General features: G+C 63.0%; 22 protein-coding genes. 6 read left to right on the forward strand and 16 right to left on the reverse strand.

Annotation, left to right across the window (positions count from 1 at the left end; translation table 11 throughout):
- Positions 1 to 3: 3 nt before the first annotated feature.
- Positions 4 to 855 carry a LysR substrate-binding domain-containing protein gene (locus PW947_RS16690; protein WP_299633455.1) on the reverse strand — a complete coding sequence of 284 codons (852 nt, stop codon included), beginning with the start codon at positions 853 to 855 and terminating at the stop codon, positions 4 to 6.
- A 97-nt stretch (positions 856 to 952) separates the two neighbouring features.
- Between PW947_RS16690 and PW947_RS16695 the strand changes: the two genes are divergently transcribed.
- Both PW947_RS16695 and PW947_RS16700 read left to right on the forward strand, forming a co-directional pair.
- Positions 953 to 1,336, forward strand: a complete 384-nt coding sequence (locus tag PW947_RS16695; protein WP_299633456.1) for a tautomerase family protein — start codon at positions 953 to 955, stop codon at positions 1,334 to 1,336.
- A gap of 83 nt (positions 1,337 to 1,419) precedes the next feature.
- Positions 1,420 to 2,262 (forward strand): TOBE domain-containing protein, encoded by an 843-nt coding sequence (locus tag PW947_RS16700; protein ID WP_299633457.1) that lies wholly within the window; start codon positions 1,420 to 1,422, stop codon positions 2,260 to 2,262.
- 26 nt (positions 2,263 to 2,288) lie between these two features.
- Here the strand turns inward: PW947_RS16700 and PW947_RS16705 are convergent, their stop codons facing one another.
- From PW947_RS16705 to PW947_RS16720, 4 genes are all read right to left on the reverse strand, one after another.
- Positions 2,289 to 2,996, reverse strand: a complete 708-nt coding sequence (locus PW947_RS16705; protein WP_299633458.1) for an ATP-binding cassette domain-containing protein — start codon at positions 2,994 to 2,996, stop codon at positions 2,289 to 2,291.
- Between the two features lie 48 nt (positions 2,997 to 3,044).
- Positions 3,045 to 3,719: a molybdate ABC transporter permease subunit gene (modB, locus tag PW947_RS16710; RefSeq protein ID WP_299633459.1), complete on the reverse strand. Its 675-nt coding sequence runs from the start codon at positions 3,717 to 3,719 to the stop codon at positions 3,045 to 3,047.
- A gap of 20 nt (positions 3,720 to 3,739) precedes the next feature.
- Positions 3,740 to 4,522, reverse strand: a complete 783-nt coding sequence (gene modA / locus PW947_RS16715; RefSeq protein ID WP_299633460.1) for a molybdate ABC transporter substrate-binding protein — start codon at positions 4,520 to 4,522, stop codon at positions 3,740 to 3,742.
- Positions 4,523 to 4,658: 136 nt separating this feature from the next.
- Positions 4,659 to 5,360: a phosphatase PAP2 family protein gene (locus PW947_RS16720; protein WP_299633461.1), complete on the reverse strand. Its 702-nt coding sequence runs from the start codon at positions 5,358 to 5,360 to the stop codon at positions 4,659 to 4,661.
- A gap of 352 nt (positions 5,361 to 5,712) precedes the next feature.
- Here PW947_RS16720 and PW947_RS16725 point away from each other — a divergent pair, with 352 nt between their 5' ends.
- Positions 5,713 to 6,885 carry a PHB depolymerase family esterase gene (locus PW947_RS16725; protein WP_299633462.1) on the forward strand — a complete coding sequence of 391 codons (1,173 nt, stop codon included), beginning with the start codon at positions 5,713 to 5,715 and terminating at the stop codon, positions 6,883 to 6,885.
- 164 nt (positions 6,886 to 7,049) lie between these two features.
- Positions 7,050 to 7,226, forward strand: coding sequence for a DUF3563 family protein (locus PW947_RS16730; RefSeq protein WP_299633463.1), 177 nt, complete (start codon positions 7,050 to 7,052; stop codon positions 7,224 to 7,226).
- A 67-nt stretch (positions 7,227 to 7,293) separates the two neighbouring features.
- Here the strand turns inward: PW947_RS16730 and PW947_RS16735 are convergent, their stop codons facing one another.
- The 7 genes from PW947_RS16735 to PW947_RS16765 form a co-directional block, all read right to left on the reverse strand.
- Complete coding sequence (locus PW947_RS16735) at positions 7,294 to 7,752, reverse strand: TspO/MBR family protein (protein WP_299633464.1); 459 nt, start codon at positions 7,750 to 7,752, stop codon at positions 7,294 to 7,296.
- 125 nt (positions 7,753 to 7,877) lie between these two features.
- Positions 7,878 to 9,377 carry a deoxyribodipyrimidine photo-lyase gene (locus tag PW947_RS16740; protein ID WP_299633465.1) on the reverse strand — a complete coding sequence of 500 codons (1,500 nt, stop codon included), beginning with the start codon at positions 9,375 to 9,377 and terminating at the stop codon, positions 7,878 to 7,880.
- Positions 9,378 to 9,677: 300 nt separating this feature from the next.
- Positions 9,678 to 10,097, reverse strand: coding sequence for an organic hydroperoxide resistance protein (locus PW947_RS16745; RefSeq protein ID WP_299633466.1), 420 nt, complete (start codon positions 10,095 to 10,097; stop codon positions 9,678 to 9,680).
- A gap of 167 nt (positions 10,098 to 10,264) precedes the next feature.
- Positions 10,265 to 10,723, reverse strand: coding sequence for a MarR family transcriptional regulator (locus PW947_RS16750; protein WP_299633467.1), 459 nt, complete (start codon positions 10,721 to 10,723; stop codon positions 10,265 to 10,267).
- Positions 10,724 to 10,857: 134 nt separating this feature from the next.
- Positions 10,858 to 11,658, reverse strand: coding sequence for a BPSS1780 family membrane protein (locus tag PW947_RS16755; protein ID WP_299633468.1), 801 nt, complete (start codon positions 11,656 to 11,658; stop codon positions 10,858 to 10,860).
- Positions 11,649 to 12,644 (reverse strand): homoserine kinase, encoded by a 996-nt coding sequence (locus tag PW947_RS16760; RefSeq protein ID WP_299633469.1) that lies wholly within the window; start codon positions 12,642 to 12,644, stop codon positions 11,649 to 11,651. Before PW947_RS16760 ends, PW947_RS16755 begins: the two co-directional genes overlap by 10 nt.
- Before the next feature lie 211 nt (positions 12,645 to 12,855).
- Positions 12,856 to 13,251 (reverse strand): hypothetical protein, encoded by a 396-nt coding sequence (locus tag PW947_RS16765; RefSeq protein WP_299633687.1) that lies wholly within the window; start codon positions 13,249 to 13,251, stop codon positions 12,856 to 12,858.
- A 199-nt stretch (positions 13,252 to 13,450) separates the two neighbouring features.
- Between PW947_RS16765 and PW947_RS16770 the strand changes: the two genes are divergently transcribed.
- Positions 13,451 to 14,977, forward strand: coding sequence for an AMP nucleosidase (locus PW947_RS16770; RefSeq protein WP_299633470.1), 1,527 nt, complete (start codon positions 13,451 to 13,453; stop codon positions 14,975 to 14,977).
- A gap of 775 nt (positions 14,978 to 15,752) precedes the next feature.
- On the opposite strand, the gene PW947_RS16775 is transcribed toward PW947_RS16770, so the two are convergent.
- Genes PW947_RS16775 through PW947_RS16785 form a run of 3 tightly spaced genes read right to left on the reverse strand, consistent with a single transcriptional unit; the run spans position 15,753 to position 17,151 of the window.
- Positions 15,753 to 16,049, reverse strand: a complete 297-nt coding sequence (locus PW947_RS16775; protein WP_299633471.1) for a hypothetical protein — start codon at positions 16,047 to 16,049, stop codon at positions 15,753 to 15,755.
- Complete coding sequence (locus PW947_RS16780; protein ID WP_299633472.1) at positions 16,046 to 16,570, reverse strand: chromate transporter; 525 nt, start codon at positions 16,568 to 16,570, stop codon at positions 16,046 to 16,048. Before PW947_RS16780 ends, PW947_RS16775 begins: the two co-directional genes overlap by 4 nt.
- The gene (locus tag PW947_RS16785) at positions 16,567 to 17,151 is read right to left on the reverse strand and encodes a chromate transporter (protein ID WP_299633473.1); all 585 of its coding nucleotides are present in this window, start codon (positions 17,149 to 17,151) and stop codon (positions 16,567 to 16,569) included. Before PW947_RS16785 ends, PW947_RS16780 begins: the two co-directional genes overlap by 4 nt.
- Before the next feature lie 94 nt (positions 17,152 to 17,245).
- Here PW947_RS16785 and PW947_RS16790 point away from each other — a divergent pair, with 94 nt between their 5' ends.
- Positions 17,246 to 18,157 (forward strand): transcriptional regulator GcvA, encoded by a 912-nt coding sequence (locus tag PW947_RS16790; RefSeq protein WP_299633474.1) that lies wholly within the window; start codon positions 17,246 to 17,248, stop codon positions 18,155 to 18,157.
- A gap of 186 nt (positions 18,158 to 18,343) precedes the next feature.
- On the opposite strand, the gene PW947_RS16795 is transcribed toward PW947_RS16790, so the two are convergent.
- Positions 18,344 to 19,087, reverse strand: a complete 744-nt coding sequence (locus PW947_RS16795) for a TIGR00730 family Rossman fold protein (protein ID WP_299633475.1) — start codon at positions 19,085 to 19,087, stop codon at positions 18,344 to 18,346.
- Position 19,088 lies beyond the last annotated feature (1 nt).

Genomic DNA, 19,088 nt, shown 5'->3' on the forward strand with positions numbered 1-19,088 from the left:
TGTTCAGGCGCCGCGAAGCCCCGCCACGACCAGCCTCAGACTCCCGACCGAACGGGGATCGCTGACCCGCGAATACATCGTCACGCTGGACGTCGGCAAAGCGGGCAATGCGAAGGCGTCGCCCACCTCGACGAGCCCTCGGGGCGCCACTCGCCGGGCCAGCGGCGACACCGCCAGGCCCGCAGCCGCAGCCGCTCCCACCGCCGCGACCCCGCCGCCGACAAACACCTCTTCCCACGCCACGCCAGCCGCATCGAGCGCCCTGATTGCAGCCGCGCGCACATTGCACGGCGCCGCCAGCAAAGCCAGCGGCAACGGCTCCGACTTCCGCCACGCGAACTCCGCCGATGCCAGCCACGCCAACGGTTCGGAAAATAGCGGCTGTCCGTCGTCGCGCGCGGTGTCGTCGGCTTCCGCGCGGACCACCACGGCATCGACGCGCCGCTCGTCGAATAGCGTCAGCAACGCCGCCGACATGCCGAGATGAAGCTCGATCACCAGTCCCGGATCATGCGCGTTGATTCTCGCCAGCAGCGCCGGCAAATCCGCCCCGGCGACATGTTCGCTCAATCCCAGAACCAGGCGCCGACGTTCGGACGCCACCGCGCGCAACGCCCGCTCGTGCGCGCCGAGCAACTCGCGCGCGGCAACGAGAAAAGCCACGCCGTCCGTGGACAGCCGCACGAGACGCGGCGTGCGCTCCAGCAACTGTTTGCCGAGATGCGCTTCGAGCCGCTTCAGCTTCAGACTGACCGCCGATTGCGTGGTGTCGAGCGCATCGGCGGCACGCGTGAAACTGTTGAGATCGGCCACCAGCACGAACGCGCGGACCGCATCGAGATCGAGGACTTTCATTTTGAATGGAAATGGATGAAATATCTGGCCATATCTGTTCATTATGATCCGCGCATCCTAATCTGTGTACTCACCGATCGAAAACAGGAACGACATCATGCCCTTCACCCGAATTGCACTGCGTGCCGGCAAGCCGGCCGCCTATCGCCGCGCGCTGACCGAAAGCGTCCATCGCGGCTTGCGTGAGATTTTCAGCGTGCCGGAGGACGACATCTTCATGACGATCACCGAGCACGATGCCGACAACTTTTTCTACGGCAAACATTTTCTCGGCGTGAACCGCAGCGACGATCTGGTGATGATCCAGATCACCGTCAGCAACACGCGCTCGATCGACCAGAAGAAGGCGCTGTATCAGCGGATCGTCGATCATCTGGCGGAATCGCCGGGCGTGCGTCGCGAGGACGTCTTTATCAATCTCGTGGACGTGATGAAGGAGAACTGGTCGTTCGGCAACGGCCTCGCGCAATACGCGGAGTGAACGTAGGTCTCGCGATGCGCGTCGCACGCGACACATGTGACAATCGGCGTTCGTTCATTTATCGATATTTCGCCGGGTCCACCATGCCGACTGACACGCCATCTTCTCCTTCCGCGCCGCTCGAACTCGCCGGGTCGCTGTGGTTCCAGGCCGGCGAACAGACGCTCGGCGGCGCGTCGCGAATTGCGCTGCTGGCGGCGATCCGCGAAACCGGCTCGATCACCGGCGCGGCCAAAGCGGTGCGGATGAGCTACAAGGCCGCGTGGGACGCGATCGACGCGATGAACAATCTGGCCGGCGAACCGCTCGTCGAACGATCGACGGGCGGCAAGGGCGGCGGCGGTACGACGCTGACGCCGCGCGCGCTGCGGCTGATCGAGACGTTTCGCGCGGTCGAGCGGGAGCATCGCAAGTTTCTCGAACGCGCCGGTGCCGCCATCGACAACTTCGCCAACGACTGGGCGCTGATCGGCCGGATGGGCGTCAAGACCAGCGCGCGTAACCAGTTGTACGGCACGGTGTCGGCGGTGGTGCGCGGCGCGGTGAACGACGAGGTGTCGCTCGCGTTGCCGGGCGGCCAGACGCTGGTCGCCGTGTTGACGCACGAAAGCACCGAAACGCTCGGCCTTGCAGTCGGCGGGGACGCTTTCGCGTTGATCAAGTCGTCGTGGGTCGTGCTGATCGCTGTGGACGCGACCGCGGACTCCGCGCCGCTCAAACTGTCGACGCGCAACCAGTTGCGCGGCACGGTGTCGGCGGTGAAGCGCGGAGCGGTCAGCGCGGAAGTGTCGTTGACGCTGAACGGCGGCGCGGTGGTCACGGCCGTCGTCACGAACGACAGCGTCGACGCGCTCGATCTGAAAGAGGGCGATGCGGCGGTGGCCGCATTCAAGGCGTCGAGTGTGATTCTCGGCGTCAGCGAGTAACGCGCTTGCGCTACACGCGAGGCGTTTCAGGTGTCGCGGACGCTGCTCGGATAGCCCGCGAACGACGTGTTTTCCTGCACGCAGCCGTCGTTGATCTGTACGACCTGATCGCCGAATGCGGCGACGTCGTCGGGATCGTGCGTGATCAAGACCATCGGAATATCGAGGCGCGTCTGTAGATCCGACAACGCTTTGCGCATGCGCTGACGCAGCGTGTGATCCAGCGCGGAAAACGGTTCGTCGAGCAGCAGCAGACGCGGCTCCGACACCAACGCGCGCGCCAGCGCCACCCGCTGTTTCTGGCCGCCGGACAGTTGCGCCGGATGACTGCCCGCAACCGGACGCAAGTCCAGCGCGTCGAGCCAGTATTCGAGTTGCCGGTCCGCCACATGACGGCGCGGATTCAACCATCCCGTGTGCAATCCGAACGCAATGTTCTGTCGAACGTTCAGGTGTGGAAACAACGCGTAATCCTGAAACAGATACGCCACATGGCGCGCCTGCGGCTTCAGATCGATGCCGTGCGCGCTGTCGAACAGCGTGTCGCCATCGAGCGTGATCGTGCCTTCGTCGGGCCGCAACAAACCGGCGATCGCCTGCAAACTGAGACTTTTTCCCGCGCCGGAAGGCCCGAACAGCACGACGCGCTGACTCGTCGCGACGAACGACACGTCGAGCGTGAAGCGGCGTTCGGCGCTCGTCAGCGTTTTTCGGATGGCGACGGAAAGCGACATGGCGGCGTGTGGCGCGTGGCGTGTGGAAGGAGGGTCGTCAGTGCGGGTTCAGCGCGACGTCAGCAGCGAATGCTGCGGCACGAGACGTCCGGCAACGACCAGGATCACCACGCACGTGATGGACGTGACGAGCACGAGAAAGTTGGCGGTGCTGTCGTCGCCAGCCTGAACCGCCGCGTAGATCGCCACGGACAGCGTCTGCGTGCGGCCCGGCAGGTTGCCCGCGATCATCAGCGTCGCGCCGAATTCGCCGAGCGCGCGCGCGAACGCGAGCAGCGTGCCGGCCAGAATGCCGCGCGCGGCGAGCGGCAACGTGACGCGAAAGAAGATTGCGGTTTCGCTGATGCCGAGCGTGCGTGCGGCGCGTTCGAGTTGCGGATCGACGGCTTCGAAGGCCGAACGCGCCGACTTCAGCACCAGCGGAAACGCGACGATCATCGACGCGATCACCGCGCCTTGCCACGTGAACACCAGCTGGATGCCGAAGCGGTCGAGCCACGCGCCGAGCCAGCCGCGTCGGCCGAGCAGCACCAGCAGGTAATAGCCGAGAACGGTGGGCGGCATCACCAGCGGCAAGGTCAGCAGCGAGTCGACGACATCGCGTGCGCCCGAACGCCAGCGCGCCAGACCGAATCCCGCCGCGACGCCGAACACAAGATTGAGCGCCGTCGCCCAACCCGCCACTTTCAGCGACAACAGCAGCGGAATCCACGCGGCTTGCACGATGCGGTCCGCGCGACGGATCAGTGCGCCGCGCCGGCCGGCTTGAAGCCGAACTTCGCGAGCAAGGCCTGACCGGCCGGCGACAGCACATAGGCGATAAACGCTTGTGCGTCGGCGGCGTGATGGCTGCCTTCGACGACGGCGATCGGGTAGGAGATCGGCGTTTGCGTCGGCACTTCGAGCGCGATCTTCACGCGGTCGGGCATCACGGCGGCGTCGGTGCCGAACACGAAGCCGGCATCGACTTCGCCGCGCGACACGTAGTCGAGGCTTTGACGCACGTTCGACGCCAGCACGGCCTTCGCGCTGACCGCGTCCCACACACCCGCCGATTGCAACGCGCCTTGCGTATAGCGGCCGACCGGCACGGAAGCGGGGTCGCCGTAAGCGACGCGCTTGACGCTTGCCGTCGTCAGATCGTTCAGCGACGCGGGGGCGAAGCGGCTATCGGACGGCACGATCAGCACCAGCGAATTCGCGGCGAAGTCTTTGCGGCTTGCCGGCACCACGACTTTTTCGGCGGCGGCCTTGTCCATCGCCTTTTGATCCGCGGACGCGAAAACGTCGGCCGGTGCGCCTTTGACGATCTGCTGCATCAATACGTCCGATGCGCCGAAATTCAGCAACACCTTGGTGCCCGGATGCTGCTTCTCATACGCTTCCCCGACCGCCTTGAACGCGTTGGTCAGACTCGCCGCCGCCGATACCACCAGCTCGTCGGCGCGCGCGGCGGCGCAGGTCAGAACGGAGACGGCGGTGGCGATCAGCAGCACGTGCTTCAACAGACGGCGGGAAGTGATCATGGTGCGAGCGGGCCGACAAGACCGGCATGATTGGGAAAACGCTATCGTAATATAGGGGCGGGTATAACGGTAGGCTTAATGAAAGGATGCGGGGAAACCCCGTTGCCTGCTCATCGAGGCTGGGGGCGCCGAAACGTCAGGCCTGGTGCGGGACGAAGGAAGACAGCGCGTCACGCGTCTGCGAGACGAGTGCGGCATTGGGGTGATGCGCGCGCGAAGCTTTCCAGCGCGCGCGGATAAACGGCCGCTCGTGACCGGACACTTTCAGCGCGATATGCGTGACCCAGCGTTGCGTCGGCACGTGGACGTTGTGCAACGCCAGCACCATGACGATCAGGCTCACGGCGACCGGCGCTGCGGCCAATCGTCCTGGTTCGAGACGCCACGCAATGCGAACGAAGATCAGTGCGGCGAGTGCGCCGGTGATGCAGCCGGTGATCGCCTCCGAAGGCGAATGCGCGCTCAGCACGACCCGCGAGAAAGCCACGGCCGCGCCTGCGAACAGGCCGATCAGCACGCCGGTGAAGCGGATCGCGGGCCGCGCCGGCAGCAACATCAGGAACAGCGCGACGGGATAGACGGCGGTGGACAGCATGGCGTGACCGCTGACGCCGGTGAAATCCAGCTCGCGAATGCCGACGCCCCAGCCGAGGAAGGCGAGCTTGGTCGCCGTCACGATACCGATGGCCGCGCCGAGCAGCAGCAGCCAGCACGCCGCGAGCTTCCACCGGTAGCCGACCGCCAGCCACAACGCGATGGCGAACGCGAGCGGCAGCGTAATGCCGGCGCCGCCGAAGCTGGTGATGCGATACCAAAGGTGGAAGGGAATGTCGGGCATCTGGTTCGGGTCGAGCCGGTCAATATATAAGCAACGCGGTGCACCCCGTTTTCGCCGACATAGCGCGGCAATTTCGCTCAAAAGTCCACGCGGACGGGGTTCGTGTCCATCAGTATAAGCGTCCGGATAAAACGCCGGGTGTGCGCTATCCGCCGTTTCCGGCGCGTGCCGACACGTGAATACGGGTGTCTGCCGCGACTGCTGCGGCCAGGCGACGCGACAAAAAAAGACCGTCTTATGGCGTTCGGACAGGGTGTCGTGCGTCGGGCAACCGGTCGGAATTGATGATATTGTGCAATGCACAACAGACGTCCAACCCGACGACTCCGTCCCTTTTTGCGAGGTTATCCTGATGGCAAAAAGTCTGACAAAAATCTGGCTAGGCGGTTTGAAACGCCTGATCGCGATTCAGACCGAACACGCGCGCGACACCGCGAAGCGTTCCACGGCCCGCCCTGCGGGCAAACCTGCAACCAAGTTGCGGGCCATGAAACCGACCACCAAAGTGCGTGCCGCCGTGCCGCGCGAAGCGCCGCGTCCCGGCATGCGCGAGTCGCGCGTGCGGCCGCGCGCCGCCGCGTGGGCCGATGGCGCATGGACGCGCTCGTTCCACTCCGCGCCTGCGGCGCCGGGGCGGCTGGTCAATCATCTGCATTACGGTCTTTATATTCCGGGCGGCTGGGCGTCGGCGCGGCTGCCGGTGGTTGTGATGCTGCACGGCTGCGCGCAATCGGTAGACGAATTCGCCGAAGGCACCCGCATGAATCTCCTCGCCGACCGCTTCGGCTTCGCGGTGGTGTATCCGGAACAATCGAAACACGCGCATGCGCATCGGTGCTGGCATTGGTACGGCACCGGCGACAACGCCGGCGAAGTCGAGGCGCGCGCCGTCGTGTCGCTGGTCGATGCGCTGGTCGAGGCACACGATTTCGACGGCGAACGCGTCTATGTGGCCGGTTTGTCGGCGGGCGCGGGTCTCGCAACCGTGCTCGCGACGCACTATCCGGAGCGGTTTGCCGCTGTGGCGCTGCATTCCGGCCCGACCTTCGGCGAAGCGAAGTCCGGCATTGCCGCGATGGACGTGATGCGCCGGGGCGCGCGCCGCGATCCGCTGGAACTGGTCGACGAAGCGATCGACGTCAGCGCGTTTCCGGGCATGCCGGCCGTGATCGTCCACGGCGATGCCGATCACGTGGTCGCGCCGGCCAACGCGGAGCAACTGACCACGCAATTTTTGCGTCTCAATGGCCTCGTCGACGCTAACGGCGAGCGAAAAGCGGGCGAAATGCGCGAAGACCGTAAAGCCGGCGTGGTCACGCGCGACTACGTGCGCGGCGGCCGGCGCGTGGTGCGCCTGTGCCGCGTTCAGGCGCTCGGCCACGCGTGGAGCGGCGGCGACGAAGCGGTGCCGTTTCATTCGGCCAAAGGGCCGGACGCCAGCGCGTTGATCTGGGAATTTTTCAAACACCAACGACGCGTGGGCGCCGTCGCGCAACCGGCCATGATGGCGGCGCGGGCCGGCTAAACAACAGAGGAATCGCCCCGCACGCCGGCCAATAAGGCTGACGCAAGCGGTGGCGACATGTCGCAGTTGCCGCAGCGCAACAAAGTTTGCAAGGTTCTAGGGTTTTCCCTATACTTAGGGTTATCCACTAGGCACAAACGCCTAGATCACTTGCGAGGCCGACCATGTACTTCCTGAGCCGTTTGTTCCTGTTCCTGACGAAATCCCCTGACCAGATCGCTAAAGAACGCAATGACGCGTACCTGGCCGAAGCATCGGATCTGTACGACCTCGAATTTCGCATGAAGAAAATCGACCGCGAAACCAAGACGCGTCACCCGTCGTGGATGAGCCAGCACTAAGCGCTGTCGTTACGCGCAAGCAGTCAGCAGTTTTTGCAGCACACGTCGCGGCGCAATGGGTGGTGCGTCAAGCGGCAGGATTGAGTTGCCAGAGCGCGTAGTTCAGAGCGCAGGCAAAAGCCACCCACGCCAGATACGGCACCAGCAGCAAACCGGCCACGCGGTCCCGTCGCCAGAAGGCGACAGCGGTGATCGCAATAGCCAGCAGCAGCACCAGAATGTCAGCGAACGCGCTTGCCGGCAGATGTTTGCCGAAGAAAAGCCACGTCCACGCGGCATTCAGCAGCAATTGAATGGCCCAGAGCACGAGCGGCGGGCTCATGCCGTCGCGTCGCCAGACGCGCCATGCGGCCACGGCCATCATCACGTACAGCAGCGTCCAGACCGGCGGGAAAATCCAGTTCGGCGGATTGAACGACGGCTTTTGCAGCGCCGCGTACCAGTCGCCCGGATGGAACAGCACGCCGGTCGCCGAAGCGGCCATCGTCAGCGCAAGAAAAACAATCAGCGACTGCACACCGCGCATAGCGCATTCCCCCGTTTGAACCGTGTGATTACCTGAAGCGTCAGCGCGACGCTCGCGGCTTTCGCTCGTGCGTCGGCCGCGCTGCGGGAAGTGCCGCACGTCCTGCTATAAATCCGTACCGCCCATTACTTGCCGAATCGCGCGAGCGTCCGCTGACGCGCCGCCGCGTGATCGACGATCGGCATCGGGTAATCCTGATCCAGCGCGAGCTTCCATTCCCTCAGCCGATCCGCGCCCGCCAGCCACGGCGCGTGAATCCACTTCGGCGGCACGTTTTCGAGTTGCGGCAGATAGCGCTTGATGAACAGCCCTTGCGGATCGAACTTCTCCGACTGCGTCACCGGATTGAAAATGCGGAAGTACGGCTGCGCATCGCAACCCGTCGATGCCGCCCATTGCCAGCCACCGTTGTTCGCCGAAAAGTCGAAGTCGTTGAGCTGGATCGCGAAGTAGTGCTCGCCGAGCCGCCAGTCGATGCCGAGGTCTTTCACCAGAAAACTGGCCGTCACCATCCTCAGACGGTTGTGCATAAAGCCGGTCTGGTTCAACTGCATCATCGCCGCGTCGACGAGCGGATAACCGGTGCGGCCTTCGCACCACGCGGCGAACGCCGCGTCGGCTTCCTGGCCGGTTTCCCAGCGCAAGCGGTCGTATTCCGCCTTGAACGACGCGCCGCTTTGCAATTTCGGATGATGCGACAGGATCATGAAGTAGAAGTCACGCCAGATCAGCTCCGACAGCCACGTCGATGCGCCTTTGCCGTCCGGTTGCAGCGACTGTTCGTACGCGAGCCGCGCCAGGGTGCGGATCGATACCGTGCCGAAGCGCAAATGGACCGACAGGTAGCTGGTGCCGTTCGCAGCCGGAAAATCCCGCTGATCGCCGTAACTGTCGATGCGTGTCTGGAATTCGTCGAGCAACTGGTCGGCGCCGCTCATGCCGGCCGGCAAACCGATTTCCGCGAAATGGCTGGGCGCGAAGCCGAGCGTCTTCAGGTCGGGCATGCCGTGCGCGATTTTCGCAGGCGGTTTTGCGAAGCTCGCCCGATATTTTTCCACCGGATACGGCTTCAGATCGAACGCGCTCAACTGCTTGAGCCACGCGTTCTTGTACGGCGTGAACACCGTGAACGGCTTGTTCTGACCGGTCAGCACTTCGCTGCGCTCGAAAATCACCTGATCCTTGAACGTCAGCAATTCCCGCTGCGCCGTGTTCAGCGTCTCGCGGACGTTTTCGTCGCGTTCGATCGCAATCGGCTCGTAATCGTGATTCGCGAACACCGCTTCGACGCCGAGTTGCGCGGCCAGATCCGGAATGGCATCGCGCGGATCGCCATGCAACACGATCAGACCGCCGCCTTGCTCGCGCAACGCGGCGTCGAGTTCGGTAAGCGTCGCCAGCAGAAAATCGATGCGCCGGTCTTGGGGCGGCCGATCCGGACGCATCGCGCGCCATGTCTGCTGAAGCGGTTCGAGAATCGTCGTGTCGAACACGAACGCGCACCAGACGCGTTTGCAGTGTTTGAGCGCGTAGTAGAGCGCCGCGTGATCGGTCGAGCGTAAATCGCGGCGGAACCAGACGAGGCCGCTGTCGTAATCGGTGCTCAGTTGGCGAGCTTGGGTCATGAGAAAAATGATCGGGTTGGCAGCATGCCGCGTGTCGATGTCGATCACCGGTCGCGGCGGGTAGCCGACGATACCACCGGCACGTCGCGCCGGCGAACGATCCGCCGCAATCATTAGCACGGAGCGCGCCTGATCGCACCAACGGCGAGCGTGCCGCCACGCGCACGCAACGAAAAATGCCGGCTCGTGGCCGGCATTCCGTGTGCTGCTTTCCCGCTATTTTCCGCTGCTGCGTGATGCTGTTCGCAGCGCGCCGACCTGACGCGGATTGCGCGTCAGCGTCGATCGTTCGACATTGCTTTAGACGATTTGCAGGCGCACGTCGACGTTGTTGCGCGTGGCGTTCGAGTACGGGCAAACCTGGTGAGCCGCGTCGACCAGTTCACGAGCCGCTTCCGGTGCGATGCCGGGCAACGAAACGCGCAGATCGATGTCCAGCGCGAAGCCACCGTTGTCGTTCGGGCCGATACCGACTTCCGCCGTCACGGTTGCATCAGCGGGCAGCGCTTGCTTGCGTTGGCCGGCGATGAATTTCATCGCGCTCAGAAAACATGCCGAATAACCTGCCGCGAACAGTTGTTCCGGGTTGGTGCCTGCCGCGCCATTGCCGCCGAGTTCACGCGGTGCTGCCAGTGCTACGTCGAGCACCTTGTCCGATGACACTGCGCGACCGTCGCGTCCGCCCGTGCTGGTAGCCGATGCTTTGTAGAGTACGTTCATTTTGCTGCTCCTGGATAAGGTTGAGAAATGTGTACCGCAGTAAGTGGCGGTGGGTTTGTGTGTCGCGCCGCCATGAACAGAACAATAGTACACTAATCATTAGTGTGCAAATGAATTTGCAAATCGATCCGATAGCCGAACCTTGAATGCGATCGGAAATCCCGCGATTAGCGGTCCATGTAGTCGTTCAGCGTGGCGCGCAGTTGCGTGAGATCGTCACGTAGACGCAGCAGGAATTCCGGCGCTTGCTGGGTCGCGCAGAAGATTTCGGCCGGCACTTCGCGGGCGGCGCGCTTGAGCGTCGTGCCGGCTTTCGTCAGGCGGATATAGACCAGCCGCTCATCTTCGACGCCGCGCACGCGCTCGACATAACCTTGCGTTTCGAGGCGCTTCAGCAACGGCGTGACGGTCGCGGAATCGAGATTCAGACGCGTCGCGAGATCTTTCACGGTGAGATCGTCGCCTTCCCAAAGCACCAGCATCGCCAGATATTGCGGGTACGTCAGCCCGAGTTTTTCCAGCAACGGCTTGTAGGCTTTCGTCATCGCGAGCGACGTGGAATACAGCGCGAAGCACAATTGCTCGTCGAGCGTGAACGGCAGGGAAGGGCGCGAAGTCGTGGTCATGATAGGTCTCTGGCAAATGCGCGCGAATCGTTAGCGCGCAAACTATTGTGCCGCAATCGCGTCGAGCGTGCATAAAAAAGCGGCGCCGTGAGCGCCGCTTCGTGTGTTGCCGGGATCGATGCCGCGCGGGCGAATCAGGCCGCGGGCGTGGTCGGGAGGTCGGACGAGCTGGCGTCTTGCACGCCAAAACAGCCGCGATACGTCGCGTAAAAGGAGCAATAGAGCATGGTCACGATGATGATCGTGACGGGCATCACGGCGGCGATGGCGAATTCGTCGCCGCCGAGCGCCTGCATCAGCGCCGAAATCACGAACGACGCGACGGCCGATACCGCGAACCATAGCGCGCCGAACACCACGAACGCGCCGCGATTGCGCCAGCAACTGACGATGCTGAAGAACATCGCCTTCACCGGCGGGACATCGTGCCAGGCGGTCAACACGGGCGCGAACCAGAACAGCATCGCCACCGGCAGATAGAGCACCAGCGCTGCGAGCACGGCCATGCGCAGGTTGCCGACGACGGCCTTGTCGGGATCGGCGGTGCCGATCATCAGTTGCAGCAGCAGGCCGCCGTCGACCAGCGCCGAACACAGCAGCACCACCGCCATCGACGCGATATACAGCAGGCCGAGACCGAACAGCCGTTTTGCGACGACATTGCCGTAAGACCGGAAACCGTCGACGAGGATGGTCGGAAACACCGGCTTGCCCGCGATCGTGTCACGGCACGCGGCCATGAAGCCAACCGCGACGCCGGGGATAAACACCAGCGGCAACACACCGCCGATCACCGGCACGTGCGCGATGACCGTCATCACCACGAGGTACGTGAAAAACAGTGTCAGAAAAGCGAACGGGTTCTTGCGAAACAGCCAGATGCCTTGCCGGAACCATACATAGCCGGTCTTCGCGGGAACTTCGATCAGTTGCATGAGGTGTGGGTGCCAGATTGTGCGACGTCGTTCAGGCGTTCGCGCAGAATGCGTTCGAAGTGGCCGGGATCGTGCGGTTTGAGGAGTTCGGCCGCGCGCGGACGGTAGAAATCATACAGGCGCGACACCCAGAAACGGTACGCGCCGGCCCGCAACATGTCGTCCCAATGGCGGTTTTCTTCAGCGGTGAACGGGCGCACGGTCTGATAGGCGCGCAGCATTGCTTCCGCACGCGCCGGGTCAAGCTTGCCGGTGGCCAGATCCACGCACCAGTCGTTGACAGTGACGGCCACGTCGAACAGCCATTTGTCGCAACCGGCAAAGTAGAAGTCGAAAAAGCCGCCGAGCCGCACTTCGTGGCCGGAGTCGGGCGCGGCGTGCGCGAACAGCACGTTGTCGCGGAACAGGTCGCAATGACACGGGCCTTCGGGCAAGGCCGCGTAGTCCGCCGACGCGAAGAACGCCTGTTGATGCGCGAGTTCGGATTCGAGCAGGGTGCGCTGCGTGGCGTCGATGAACGGGACGATGGCCGGGACGGTTTCCTGCCACCACGGCAGGCTGCGCAGATTCGGCTGATGGTCCGCGTAATCGCGACCGGCGAGGTGCATGCGCGCGAGCATCTGTCCGACTTCGATGCAATGCTCGACGCCCGGCGCGAGTTCCGGCGCGCCGTCGAGCTTCGTGACGATCACCGCCGGTTTGCCGTTCAGCGTGCCGAGCAGCGCACCGTCGGTGCGCGGCATCGGATCGGGCACCGGCACGTTGTGCGCGGCCAGATGCTGCATCAGGTCGATATAGAACGGCAGTTGCTGCGCGGTCAGGTTTTCGAAGATCGTCAGCACGTACGCGCCGCGCGTCGTCGTCAGAAAGAAGTTGCTGTTTTCAATGCCGGACGCAATGCCGCGAAACTCGACGACATCGCCGAGATCGTAATGGCGCATCCATTGGGCAAGCTGGGATTCGGTGACAGCAGTGAAGACGGCCATGCGGATACGTCGGAACTCGAAACAGGTTGGTCGGACCCGACGCGTGACGGCCAGGACAGCGGAATCGGGCGCCGCCGACGCCGGCAGCGGGCGCGTTGCGCATGCTTCCCGGACGTGGAAACGTCGCCGTGGGGTGAAGCGGCGCAACGGTTGCGCGCGCCGCTTCGGTGAAACCGGCCGGATGCTGCGGAGCCGGTGACGCGTGTCAGGTTCAGTAAGTCAGATGCACCGACGGCAGGCGCGTACTCGCGCGGCCGTTGTCGCGAACCGCAGGCGCGGTATCGAGCGGCGCGGTCATTTGATAGCGGGTGCCGAAGTTCGACTTCACGTTGATTTCGACGGGCTTGCCTTTGTCGCGATACTCGGTGATTTCGGTGCCGTTGCTGCTGGTTTCATGATAGCTGGGCAGGCGCGGCTGGTTGATTTCAACCTTGGAGCTGACTTCGGCCGCCGGCCGGTTGATCGCCTTCAGGTCGGGCAGACCGGCGCGCTCGTTGGCGGATTGCGGGACGCCAGCGGGCGGCACGTCGTCGACGGGCTGGGCAGCCAGCGCGGCGTTGCCGAAGGCGAACGCGAGCACGGCGACGACGGGAAGGAGCGGCTTCATGGTGATTCTCCAATAAGGTGCCCAGATTCTAGCAAATCCAGCCGGAACGCCGGGCGCGAACGCCTTATTTTGCGCCGCTTTCGCGCGCTTGGGGCGCGATGTTGCATTGCGTGACGCAGCGGCGCCGATGGTCATTGCCGCTTCATTGACGCGGGCGGGTTCCGTGGTAATGTCATTCCATCAACCGAGGCGAACGAAGATGAACAACGATACCAATCAGCGCGCGGTGCAGACACCCGCCAGCGACTTCCCGACCGAGGCATTCGACGACGCCACTCAGGCCGTCACGCACCTCTCCGCGCTCTACGAAGCGAACACCTCTTTTTTGCGCGATGCGTTCGCGCGCTACCGCCGCAACGAGCCGTTCGCGAGTCGTGTGCGTGCGTGCTATCCGTTCGTGCGGGTGCAGACCGAGGTCAACACGCATATCGACTCACGCCGTTCGTACGGTTTCGTGGCCGGTCCGGGCGTGTTCGAAACCACGGTTACGCGTCCCGATCTGTTTGGCGATTACTACCGTGAGCAGTTGCGATTGCTGACGAAGAACCATCACGTGAAGATCGAAGTGGGCGTATCCGCGCAGCCCATTCCAATTCATTTTGCTTACGCGGAAGGTATCCATCTGGAAGGCGATCTCGATCGCGAGCGGCTGTTCCTGATGCGCGACGTGTTCGACACGCCGGATCTCGCCTTGCTCGACGACCGGATCGTCAACGGCACGTATGAGCCCGCGCCGGGCGCACCGCATCCGTTGGCGTTGTTCACGGCGGCGCGGGTCGATTTTTCGTTGCATCGGCTAAAGCACTACACGGCGACATCGCCGACGCATTTCCAGAATTACGTGCTCTACACGAACTATCAGTTTTACATCGACGAGTTCGTGAAGCTGGGCCGCACGATGATGGCGCGTACGGACGATCACGACGAGCGTGCGTATCGCAGCGAGTACACGTCGTTCGTCGAGCCGGGCGACGTGGTCACGTACAACGCGAATCTCGGCGAGCAGGCCGACGAAGGCACGGCGCCGCCGCGATTGCCGCAGATGCCCGCGTACCACCTGAAGCGCGCGGACGGCAGTGGCATCACGATGGTGAACATTGGCGTGGGGCCGTCGAACGCGAAGACGATCACCGATCACATTGCCGTATTGCGGCCGCATGCGTGGGTGATGCTGGGGCACTGTGCGGGCTTGCGCAATACGCAGCGGCTGGGCGACTACGTTCTGGCGCACGGATATGTGCGCGAGGATCACGTCCTCGACGACGATTTACCGTTGTGGGTACCGATTCCGGCGCTGGCTGAAGTGCAGGTCGCGTTGGAGCGCGCGGTCGCGCAGGTGACGCAGCTGGACGGAGTCGAGTTGAAGCGGGTGATGCGGACCGGGACCGTGGCCAGCGTGGACAACCGGAACTGGGAGTTGCGGGATCATCGGGAGCCGGTGTTGCGTTTGTCGCAGAGTCGCGCGATTGCGCTGGATATGGAGAGTGCGACGATCGCGGCGAACGGGTTCAGGTTTCGGGTTCCCTACGGGACGCTGTTATGCGTTTCTGATAAGCCGTTGCATGGGGAGTTGAAGTTGCCGGGGATGGCGGATCAGTTTTATCGCGCGCAGGTGGATCAGCATTTGCAGATTGGGGTGAAGGCGATGGAGCTGTTGAGGATGAATGGGTTGCATCGGTTGCATAGCCGGAAGTTGAGGAGTTTTGCTGAAGTGGCGTTTCAGTGAAATTTTTTGGTTTTGGTTTTTTGATTTGCTCTGGGTTGGTTTGGTTGTCCCGTTTTCGCGCTGGTTTGCCTGGATCGTCCCTGTGCGGGACCGCACCTACTTTTCTTTGCTCGCGCAAAGAAAAGTAGGCAAAAGAAAGCGCGTTTACACCGACACTCCGTAGCGAGTGGCGTCCTCTCAGAACGGGTAGTGGACCGTGCACGATTTGAGTTGCCGCACCGCATGTCTTGGTGACAAGGCAGTCATTCGTTCCGGCTGTTCGCTTCGCGACAGCCGTTGGGCACAGCCCCGTCTTTTTCTCTCGGCGCTCTTCGCGCGCTGCACTCCGTCGGTCACAACACCCGTTTTCCTGGCATGCGCCGGTCCGTTCGCGTGTGCAAAATTCCAGGCCAGGCTTAACGTCGAAACCATCGTGAAGGCGGGTGAACTCGGTGGCGCAAACGTGGTTTTGGGTCGGACGCTGGAACGGTCGTGAAGGCTGGCAATCGCGTGGTGAAAACCGGGCTTTGAGCCGACGCCGGAACAGTCCAAACGACAGGCGGATGCTGTAGAGAAACCGCACTTCGGGCCGGACGTCGGAACCGTCGAGAGGGCTGAAAAATAGCGTGGCGAAAATGGGTTTTTGAAGTGGGCTACCGCCGCGCAGCGGGCGGGATGTGCGGGCGCGGACCACCGGGAAAAACGGACCGGCAACTCAAAACGTGCGCGGTCCACTACCCGTTCTGGAAGGACGCCACTCGCTACGAAGTGGTGGTGTAAACGCGCTTTCTTTTGCCTACTTTTCTTTGCGCGAGCAAAGAAAAGTAGGTGCGGTCCCGCACAGGGACGATCCAGGCAGACCGACGCGAATACGGGACAACCAGCCCCAAGCAACCCCAAAACCAACCCCAAAACCAACCCCAAAACCAACCCCAAAACCAACCCCAAAACCAACCCCAAAACCAACCCCAAAACCAACCCCAAAACCAACCCCAAAACCAACCCCAAAACCAACCCCAAAACCAACCCCAAAACCAACCCCAAAACCAACCCCAAAACCAACCCCAAAACCAACCCCAAAACCAACCCTCACCTTATCCCCACCACCCCCACCAAACTCCCCCCCGCCAGCAACCACAACGGATGCACCTTCGTCCGAAACGAAACCACCGCACAACCCGCAGTAATCCCCCACGCCAGCAACGAAGTATCCGACGCCTCGGTAATCAGCATCGCGCTAGCGGTCACAATCCCCGCCGTCACCGGCACCAACCCCATCTGCGCGTACCGCCGCCACGGCCGGTCCTTGAATCGGTCCCACGCATGCAACGCCAGCACCGTCACCACCGACGACGGCCCAAACTTCGCCACCGACGTCACCAGCATCCCCGCCCATCCCGCGACATGCCAGCCAATCAACGTCACGACCATCAGATTCGGCCCAGGCGCGGCCTGCGCCAACGCAAACAGTGCGCTGAACTCGCTGGCCGGCATCCAGTGATGAACCGTCACCACCTGTCGCTGCATCTCCGGAAGAATCGTGTTGCCGCCGCCAAATGCCAGCAACGACAACTGACTGAAAATCTGCGCTAGCGCGATTAATGTCTCCTTCATTTCGCGGCTCCCTTCGATGCACGTGCGGCCAGGTAAATGCTGACCGGTGTCAGCACCAGCATCGTCGGTAGCAGCGGAAAGCGCACCAGCGCAATCGCCACGAAACCCAGCGCGGCAATCGCCGCGCCCGGCAGGCTATGCCGCAACGGCAACAGGATCTTCACGGCCATCGACACCAGCAAGCCCGCTGCCGCTGCGGCCAGTCCGGCGAACAGATGCTGCACATGCGGATCGCTTTGCGTGTGCTCGTACAGCACGCCCAGGCCGATCACCACCACCGACGGTCCCGCGATCAGGCCGAGCAGTCCGGCCAGCGCGCCCGCAAGTCCGCGAAACCGCATGCCGACCGCTACCGATAGATTGATCACGTTGCCGCCAGGCAAAAACTGGCACAAGCCGAGAAGATCGGTGAATTCGGCGGCGCTCAGCCAGCGTCGCTGCTCGACGATCGCCCGTCGCGCAAGCGGCAACGCGCCGCCAAACGACATAAAACCAAGACCCAGAAAGCCACCGAAGATTTGCGCGACCGACGGCGGCGCTGAAAGCGGATTGTCGGTTTGTGGGGAATCGTTATTCGTCATGCTGTCGTCCTGTTCAAGCATGGGAGATTAGCGCTGTCGAGCGTCGGCGCAAAACGATTTTTACGACGTTCCTTTGTGATCTAGAATCACAAGCATGGCCCGCAACCTTCCTCCTTTTCCAGCGCTCCGCGCGTTCGAAGCCGCCGCGCGGCACGACAGTTTCACCGCTGCCGCCAACGAACTGAATGTGACCCACGGTGCAATCAGCCGTCAGGTCGCCGCGCTCGAAGCGTGGCTCGGCATGCAGGTGTTTCATCGTCTCGGCAAGCGCGTGCGTCTCACGGAAGACGGCCGTCGCTATCTCGCGTCGATCGGCGCGGCGTTCGATTCGATCGCGCTCGCCACCGATCGCTTGCGCGATACCGGCGTCGTCCACGTGCTGCGCGTCAACGCGCTCCCCACGTTTGCGATGAAATGGCTGCTGCCCAGGCTGAACCAGTTTCAGCGCAAGGCGCCCAACGTCGAGTTGAGGTTGTCGACCTCGAATGCGCCGGTCGAGACGCTCGAAGGTTTCGATGTCGCGGTCAGACGTGGGCCGGCACATTGGCCGAATTGCGTGGCGGGGCATTTTCTCGGCGAGAGCGAGGTGCCGGTTTGCAGTCCGGCGCTGTTGCAACGTTCGCCGATTGCCGTCGCCGACGATCTGTCGCGTCACGTGTTGCTGCATTCGGACACGCGGCCCGGCGCGTGGCGCAACTGGCTTTCGGCGGCAAACGTCAAGACGAAGTGCCGCAAAAAGCAGTCGTTCGATCACTTTTATCTGGCGCTGCAAGCGGCGGTCGACGGGCTCGGCGTCGCATTGGGTCCGTTGCCGCTGCTCGACGACGAACTCGCGTCCGGACGTCTCGTCGTGCCGCTGGCGGGGCCGCGCATCGATGCGCGCGGCTACTGGTGGGTCGCGCGTCGCGAGGTGGCCGACACGCCGCTCGTCGCGCAATTCTGTCGCTGGTTGCAGGAACAGGGCGATCAACCGGACCGCGAGCGCGCGTTACCGGAAACGGCGTAAGTCTGGATTTCAACGCGCTTCAAGCGCCGTAACCGGGACGCCACGCGCGTGCCCAATACGGCACGCCTCAAAGCAAAAAAGCCGCACGGGACGCCGAATGTGGCGCCTCGTACGGCTTTTTTATCTGCGCACCCGGCGAGTGATTCCGCGAGCGATGCCGCGCGACGCGGCTCGCTCACACCGGACTCACAGATAGAACATCCGGTCTTCGTCCGACTTGGTGGGTTGCGGCTCGGCCTCTTCGCGGTCTTCGTAGAACTTCAGCACCGCTTCGAGCACCTGGTCGGGATCGTCGATTACCTGCATCAAGTCCATGTCGTTCGGATTGATCAGGCCCATCGGCACCAGCGATTCCTTGAACCAGCCCAGCAGACCTTCCCAGAACTCGCCGCCCACCAGAATGATCGGCACGTGGCGCGACTTCTTGGTTTGAATCAGCGTGAGCACTTCGGCCAGTTCATCCAGCGTGCCGAAACCGCCCGGCATCACGATGACCGCGTCCGAGTTCTTCACGAACGTGACCTTGCGCGTGAAGAAGTGACGGAAGCGCAGCGAAATGTCCTGCCACTGGTTGCCCGATTGCTCGTGCGGCAGTTCGATGTTCAGACCCACCGACGGCGCCTTGCCCGCATGCGCGCCTTTGTTGGCCGCTTCCATGATGCCGGGGCCGCCGCCGGAGATCACCGCGAAGCCCGCATCGGACAGTTTTCGCGCGATTTGCGTGGCGAGTTTGTAGTACGGCGAGTTCGGTTTCAGACGCGCTGAACCATAGATGCTGACAGCCGGGCGGATCTCCGAGAGGTACTCGGTCGCCTCGATAAACTCTGCCATAATCGTGAACATCTGCCACGATGCGCGGGCCTTTTTGGCTGTCGCGCGCTCTTGATCTGCGAGCGATCGCAGACTCGGAATCACTTTTCTCTTTGTCATA

It is taken from the genome of Paraburkholderia sp. (assembly GCF_028283785.1).
GTDB lineage: Bacteria > Pseudomonadota > Gammaproteobacteria > Burkholderiales > Burkholderiaceae > Paraburkholderia.